General features: G+C 74.3%; 2 protein-coding genes and 1 pseudogene. All 3 read right to left on the reverse strand.

Going from position 1 to position 3,601, the window contains the following annotated elements:
- Positions 1 to 94: 94 nt before the first annotated feature.
- Complete coding sequence (locus D7W79_RS40160; protein WP_120530489.1) at positions 95 to 1,387, reverse strand: hypothetical protein; 1,293 nt, start codon at positions 1,385 to 1,387, stop codon at positions 95 to 97.
- Between the two features lie 92 nt (positions 1,388 to 1,479).
- On the reverse strand, positions 1,480 to 3,213 hold the full coding sequence (locus D7W79_RS40165; protein ID WP_120530490.1) for a caspase family protein: 1,734 nt from the start codon (positions 3,211 to 3,213) through the stop codon (positions 1,480 to 1,482).
- Positions 3,210 to 3,601, reverse strand: a pseudogene (locus D7W79_RS40170) (hypothetical protein); the annotation flags it as partial. The gene D7W79_RS40165 and the pseudogene D7W79_RS40170, both read right to left, overlap by 4 nt.

The following is a 3,601-nucleotide window of genomic DNA, read 5'->3' on the forward strand; positions in this document are numbered from 1 at the left end:
GCGGGGGACTCAGGGAGGGGACGGACTCGCTCAAGGCGCGGCGACTGTAGGCGCCGGCTTCCACACCCCGCAACCGCTCGCTTCCCGCGAGGGCCTACGGGCAGTAGCGCGCGTAGCGCAGGCCGCGCGTCGTCACCGTGCCGCCGTCCGGGGGGCGGTGGTAGTGCACGTAGGTGAAGCCCACCTGGATCCGGTCCTGGGCATCGACATGCACCGCGGAGTTGCTGGGGAAGGCGGTGCCGCCATCAAGCGACTCCACGGTGAGTGGCGCCGTCGAACCGACGGGGCTCTGGCCGTACAGCGACTTCACCACCAACTGGCTGGGACTTCCGTTGTCCGCCGCGTACGTCTCCGCGTCATCCAGCAGGGCCCACGACAGGTTCCCGGGGCCCATTGCCAGCGCGGGGCCCCGGCTCAGGAACGCCCCCAGTCCCTGCCGCGTCCAGGTGCCGCCGTCCTTCACCCACAGCCAGGCGCCCTGCTCCGTGGAGGCCAGCAGTCGGGGATGGCCGGCCGCATCCAGCTCGAGCGCCACCCGGAGGAGGGGCGAGTTCATGGGAACCCAGAAGTCCAGCGGCTCGACGGTCCACGTCCCCGACATGTCGGTGGCGTACACGACCTGGCTGAGCGCACCCTGCGCACGCAGGAAGACGGCGTGGAGGTGGCCCGCCGCGTCCAGCTTCATCCGCTCGCGCTCGCCCCGTCCCCCCGCCGTCTCCAGTGGGGTCAGGGTCCAGGTCCCCTCCGCGGTGCGGGTGCCGTGCAGGTAGCCCTGGGCCGCGGTGGTCTGCCCGATGAGCAGGTGCGGTGCGCCCTGGGCGTCGAGCGCGATGGCAGCGGCCCAGCCCTTGCCCACCACTTCCGACCGCCAGACGCCTCCCGTGTCGTGGGCGTAGGCAACGGAGTCCTGCTGCTGGACCAGCAGGTGGTGCGTGCCATCCGCGCCCACCGCCATGTGCGTGGAGTAGGCGGCCCACACGTCGCCCGCCTGCACCGGTCCTCCCTCCGGCAGGGTCGTGCCCACGTAGACGTGGGTGCCCTTTGAATAGGCGTAGTGCCCCACGCCCCGCGCGTCGAAGACGAACGCCTCGGTGACGCTGTCCACGCCTTCGTCCAGCACCCGCGTGGTCCAGCCCGGCGCGGTGCCACCGCACTCCCCCCAGTCCGTGCTGGCGTCGGGGAACTCGCCTCCATCGGGGCCGCCCTCGGCCCCGGCGTCAGGGCTGAACGTCACCAGCTGCACGCAGGTGCCGGCGGCGTTCCGGGTCACCTTGCCCTGCCCGGGGCGGGAGACCCCATCCGTGCAGATGGGGTCGCAGCCGGTCAGCAGGACCGCGGCCACGGCGGCGCTCGACAGCGCGGTGTGCGCGAGGAAGGAACGGGACACGGGAGGACCGTCAGGGCTCGAGGTTGGCGCTTGCGGGCGCGACATCAGCGCACCCGCGCGCGGACACGGCCGGGCCCGACGGCCCGCGTCCGCTAGCGCCGAAGGGAGACTTCCAGGCCGTACTGCGGATCCATCCCGGTCCGGCCGTTGGCGGTGACGCGGTCCAGGCCCACCTGGGCTGACAGCCGCAGCGGCATGCCCCCAAGCCGCCCCGTCACGCCCGCGGCCACGTGGCCGGTGAGCAGCGCGGGGTCCGCCTGCCGGAAGCCCGGCGCCGTGAGGCCCAACAGCCCCCAGCCCAACCCCACCTCCGCGAACAGCGGCGTGCTCGCCGGGGCCTGCAACCCCAGCAGGCCCTCCACCGTGAAGCGGTGCAGCCGGATGCCGTCGCGGGCCGCCAGCGGCGTCACGCCGTACGCCCCGCGCACGCCGTAGTAGAGCAGGTGCAGCGATGACGACGGCGTGCGCCACGACAGGCTGGGCCCGGTGGCGAACTTCGCCAGCCCCAGCGGCGAGCGCCCCGCGCCCAGGCCCAGCTCCAGCTTCGACGTCCAGTCGGACGGCGCCGCCACGGCCAGCGGAGAGTGGGCCCCGCCGATGACGGGCGGCTGGAAGGGCGTGCGGAAGTCCACCGGCACCAGCCCCACGGCGGCCACGTACTCATCGTAGAAGGACCGGTCCAGCGGCACGGCGAACAGGCCCCGGCGGAGCGCCTCCTCCGCGGGACCTCGCTCCTGCAATTCGCGCGGATGCAGCTCCGGCGTGCCCGAGGACAGCTGCGCCAGCGTGACGCGCGCCTCCGCGTTCGGCGCGCGCACCCAGTACACGTCGCGCAGCGGCAGGAGGATCTGCGTCCACTGCTGCGGCGAGCGCCGCACGTCCACCAGCCGCTGGCCGTCCGCGTCCTCCACGGAGAGGCGCGCGTACTCGAAGCCCGCGGGGAAGGTGACGGAGGGGCCCTCCGGAGCGGGGCCCACCAGCGGGCGGCGGGGCTCGGCCGTGGGCGCGAAGGCGTTGACGGACAGGCGCGCGGGCATGCCCTTCACGCCGTGCAGCGAGGCGGCCACGAACGCGGCCAGCTCGCTGTACTCCACCTGCCCGTCGCCGTTGATGTCCGCGCCGCCCAGCAGGCCGGAGCGCGCCACGTGGCTGAAGACGCCCGCGCGGATGCGGGACCACTCGTGCGTCTCCCCGTCCTCGCTCTCCGCGAAGAGGGCGCCCACGTGCGGGCGCGACGCCAGTTGCTCGCGCGCGAGCACCCCGCGCAGCTCCGCCAGCACCGCCGCGTCGGGCGTGCCACCGCGGCTGCCCACCACGCCGGAGGCGCGGCACGCATCCGCGATGACGTGCACGTAGTCCGCGCCCAGCGGATCCACGACCTCCGCGTAGAGGCTGGTCCGGTCCAGGCGCGCGTCGGCGAGCGTGAAGTAGGCGCGGCCCGCGTCGTCCGTGTTGCCGTGGCCCACGTAGACGATGAGCACGTCCGTCTGGCGGCCCGCCGCGTGGTCCGCGAGCGCCGCCGCCTGCAGGTGCTTCACCGCCTGCTCCACCGCGGCGTGCGTGGGGGCTCGCGCGTCCTTCAGCACCAGGCTGCCGCCCTTGCGCGTGGGCTCGTCCGGATCCACCAGCAGCGTGGTCTCCACGCCCAGCCGCTTGAGCGTCTCCGCCCACAGCACGCCGTCGTCGTCCGCGTAGCGCAGCGGCGCGAGCGCCGGGTCGTCACTGCCGTTGTGGGCGATGACGAGCGCGCGCCGGACGGTGTCCGCGAATGCCTCCGGAGCCGCAACCAGCAGGGCCGCTCCCAGGAGCACTTCCAGCTTCTTCATGGAGAATCCTTTACCCGGACCTCCTGCCTGAGCACCACCACCCCCTCCGTCGTCCCGTCGCGCAAGGCCGCCAGGGTGGCGTCCGGGTGCTCGGAGAACGTCGCGGTGATCTCCGCCATATCGGACGCCGGGGGCAGCGCGACCGTCAGCTCCAGGGGGCGCTCCTCGCCGGCCTTGCCGCTGAGCGGGAAGGGGCCGCTGACCTCTTCGTGGCCGCCGGCGCGAACGCGCACCGCGACGTGGGTGTAGGGCGGACGGGCACCCGCCGCGAAGGCGAGCGTGGCGCCCGGGGTGCACGCCGTGCCGGTGCGCAGCTCGCGCAGGGACTGGCCCGGCGCCGCGCAGAAGACGCGCAGGACGGGCTGGGCCAGCGGCGCGGTGGGCGGGG

Origin of the sequence: Corallococcus exercitus (assembly GCF_003611585.1) — a bacterium.
In the GTDB taxonomy this organism is placed as follows: domain Bacteria; phylum Myxococcota; class Myxococcia; order Myxococcales; family Myxococcaceae; genus Corallococcus; species Corallococcus exercitus.

Bases quoted from the DNA above. Each gene is read 5' to 3' on its own strand.
- D7W79_RS40165 (WP_120530490.1), bottom strand. From the start codon at position 3,213: ATGAAGAAGCTGGAAGTGCTCCTGGGAGCGGCCCTGCTGGTTGCGGCT.